This is a genomic window from Phycicoccus elongatus Lp2 (assembly GCF_000367525.1).
GTDB lineage: Bacteria > Actinomycetota > Actinomycetes > Actinomycetales > Dermatophilaceae > Phycicoccus_A > Phycicoccus_A elongatus.
The window spans coordinates 2,940,386-2,943,071 of the sequence record NZ_HF570956.1 but is presented as its reverse complement, the minus strand read 5'-3'; the positions used below and the strand labels follow the sequence as shown (position 1 = coordinate 2,943,071).

3 protein-coding genes and 1 riboswitch are annotated in these 2,686 nt (G+C 71.4%); of the genes, 1 reads left to right on the top strand and 2 read right to left on the bottom strand.

What is annotated here, in order from left to right:
- Both BN10_RS14245 and BN10_RS14240 read right to left on the bottom strand, forming a co-directional pair.
- The coding region (locus BN10_RS14245; protein WP_233354324.1) for an ABC transporter ATP-binding protein at window positions 1–1,416 on the bottom strand (1,416 nt) is incomplete at its 3' end.
- Window positions 1,417–1,480: 64 nt separating this feature from the next.
- Entirely contained in the window at window positions 1,481–2,113 is a 633-nt protein-coding gene (locus BN10_RS14240) for an ECF transporter S component (RefSeq protein ID WP_010851955.1), read from the bottom strand.
- Window positions 2,114–2,191: 78 nt separating this feature from the next.
- A riboswitch (TPP riboswitch) is annotated at window positions 2,192–2,294 on the bottom strand.
- Between the two features lie 60 nt (window positions 2,295–2,354).
- Here BN10_RS14240 and BN10_RS14235 point away from each other — a divergent pair.
- On the top strand, window positions 2,355–2,627 hold the full coding sequence (locus BN10_RS14235) for a DUF4235 domain-containing protein (protein ID WP_010851954.1): 273 nt from the start codon (window positions 2,355–2,357) through the stop codon (window positions 2,625–2,627).
- Window positions 2,628–2,686: the final 59 nt, after the last annotated feature.

Here is a 2,686-nt window from a genome sequence, read left to right as displayed (position 1 = left end):
GGCGGTGACGATCGCCCCTCCCTGCGCGCGATAGGCAGCGAGCAATCCGACGATGGCGGCCCAGGTGTGTCGGTCCTGCCCGACGGTGGGCTCGTCCGCGAGCACGATGTCGGGGCCGTGGAGGATCGCCGAGGCGATCGCCAGCCGTCGCATCTCGCCCCCGGAGAGGTGGCGTGGGTCGGCATCCGCCAACCGCCCCAGCCCGAGGGTCTCGAGCAGGCCCCGGGCGCGATCCTCGAGACCGGGCGTGTCGTCGCCGAGTTGCCGCGAGGTGAGGAGCACCTCGTCGAGGACCCGACCAGTGACGATCGTCGAGCTCGCCCATTGCGGGATCCACGCGAGGCGACGCGCCAACTCCACTGGCTCGAGTCTCGCGGGATCCTCGTCATCGCCCACCCGGAGCGTCCCCTTGGCGGGCACGAGGAAGCCGGCCAGCGCATGCAGGATCGTCGACTTCCCCGATCCGCTGCGACCGACGAGTGCGGCAAGCTCCCCGGGTGCCAGCCGCAGGGGCTCCTCCAGTCGGGCCGCGACCCGCTCGGTGACGATGCCGTCGACAGTGGCCGTCCGTCGCGTCACGGTCAGCGGCGTCGCCTCCAGACAGTCGAGTGAGGAGAACATGCGGCGTGGCCGCACCGCAGACCGCGTGTTCTCCTCACTCGACTGTCTGGGGTGCGCGGGTCCCAGGTGGGGGGCTCCCACCAGGGCAGGGTCGACGGGGAGCGGATCGGGGGCGCCGGCACCGGGCACCCAGACACCCATCCCCACCAATTCCGTATGCCGCGTGGCCAAGGTCTCGCGCACCGGCCCGTCCGCGACGATCACCCCCGAGGCATCGAGCACGATGAGCCGGTCGACGAGGTCGATCCACGGACCCAGCACGTGTTCGACGACCACGAGCGTCAAGCCCTGCTCGCGCACCGCGGCGTCGACCGAGGCCCGCACGACGGCCGCATCGGCCGCGGCCAGCATCGCGGTCGGTTCGTCGAGCAGCAGCACCGTCGGCTCCAGCGCAAGGGCGCCGGCGAGGGCCAACCGTTGCGTCTGGCCGCCGGAGAGCGCATCGGTCGGAGTCGACAGGGGCAGGTCGAGCCCGACCTGCGCGAGCGCGGAGGTGACGAGTTCGGGCATGGCGGCGCGCGGCATACCGACGTTCTCGGGGCCGAAGGCGATGTCGCGCTCGACGGTGGAGGCGACCACGCCGGCACCCGGCTCCTGGAGGACCAGTCCGACCGCGCCTGGCCGTTCGCCGGCGACGGCTCCGTCGATGGTCACCGACCCGGTGCGCTCTCCGGCGTCCGCGGTCTCGAGCAGCCCGGCGAGCGCGCGCAGCAGGGTGGACTTGCCTGACCCCGACGGCCCGACGAGCAGGACCCGCTCACCGGCCTCGATGGCCAGGTCGAGGTCGCGCAGCACCGGCTCGCGGCGACCGTAGGGCCGCCACGTCAGTCCGCGGACCTCGACCCGACCGCCGCGCGGCTCAGACAGAGCGGGACTCCCGCAGCTCCTGACCGGGCGGGAAGGCGTTGAGCGCCCCCGCCGCTGCCAGAGCCCGCGTGATCAGCCAGCCGAGGGTGCCGGCGATGAAGGCGCCGGCCGCGGTGAGGATGAAGAGGTAGGCGATCTTGTAACCCCAACCCCAGTCCGTCCAGTAGACGAACCACTCGTAGACCGCCTCCAACGGTGCCGCCATGGCCCCGGCGAAGATGGCGGCACCCAGGCCGTAGACGCTGTACCCGAGCAGCAGGAAGGCGAACTCGGCGCCGAGTCCCTGGAGGATGCCGCTGATCAGCGTCGTGAACCCCCACTGGGTGCCCGGGATCATCGAGACCAGAGCCGCGACGACCTCGCAGAGCAGGGCCGCACCCGGGCGGCGCACGACGAGTCCGCCGACGACGCCCGCGACGAGCCAAGGCGCGGCGGTGATGCCGGTGAGCGGCGGGAAGATCGTCGTCAGCGCGGTCGACGGCGCCTGGTAGGCCAGTCCCCACCCCCAATAGGCGATGCCGAAGGCCGCGCCGAGGAAGGCGATGGTGAGGATGTCGACCGTCCGCCAGGCGGCCAGTGGCGCGGTGGCGCGGATGCTGCGCGTGCGCTCGATGGTGGTGCTCATGTGTTCTTCCTTCTCCCGTGGAATCCGATGGATACCTCGGGGAGGCCGCACCACGGCATACGAGGTAGGCCGCGGCAGGACCTGAGAATCCCGACTCCCTACGCCGGTGCGAACCGGATCAGGTGCGAGGGTCTGCGGTTGCCCGCACTCTCAGCGCCGGAGCGCTCCCCTGTCGTTGACACCGGCCAGCATAGCCCCGGCGACCCTCCTCCCGGAGCCGCGCGTGTGCGAGAGTTGGCGCATGGGAAGCATCGTCTGGAAGGCCCTCGCCGCGAGTTCGGCCGTCGTGGCGACACTGGTGGCCACCAAGGTGGCCGACCAGATCTGGAAGACCACGGGTCAGGATGACATCGACCCGGCCGACCCCGAGAGCCCGATCCTCCAGGCGGTCGCGTATGCCGCGTTGACCGGCCTGATCGCGGCAGCCATCAAGACCTACACGACCCGCAAGGCCGCCCAGTACTACGAAAACTCCGCCGGCCACCTGCCCAAGGGCCTCGAGACCTCTCACTGAGGCACCGGCTGGCCCTGGTCGGCTGCCGCTGAGGACATCAACTCGACACCTCGCGACCT

Excerpts from the sequence above, each read along its gene's own strand:
- BN10_RS14240 (WP_010851955.1), bottom strand. The coding sequence starts at position 2,113 with ATGAGCACCACCATCGAGCGCACGCGCAGCATCCGCGCCACCGCGCCA.
- BN10_RS14235 (WP_010851954.1), top strand. The coding sequence starts at position 2,355 with ATGGGAAGCATCGTCTGGAAGGCCCTCGCCGCGAGTTCGGCCGTCGTG.